General features: G+C 43.3%; 1 protein-coding gene. It reads right to left on the reverse strand.

Annotated features, from left to right (window positions below):
- On the reverse strand, nt 1–245 hold a 245-nt coding region (locus ACSVH7_RS15155; protein WP_438067521.1), incomplete at both ends, for a hypothetical protein.

Genomic DNA, 245 nt, shown 5'->3' on the forward strand with positions numbered 1-245 from the left:
GTTACAGAATTAGATTGAGAAGAACAAGTATCGCTAACAGTCACAGTATAAGTTCCAGCAGGTAATCCACTTACAGAAGCCGTAGTACCAACTATAGCATTAGAGGCATTTTTCCAAGAATAAGTTACTGTTCCCACAGCCCCTGTTACCGTTCCCGCAGTTACAGTCCCTGTACTAGCTCCAAAACAAGCCGCATCTGTTTTAGAAGAAATTGCCAAAGCCAAAGCTGCAGCAGGTTGTCCAAT

It is taken from the genome of Flavobacterium sp. TSSA_36 (genome assembly GCF_051547165.1).
Classification (GTDB): domain Bacteria; phylum Bacteroidota; class Bacteroidia; order Flavobacteriales; family Flavobacteriaceae; genus Flavobacterium.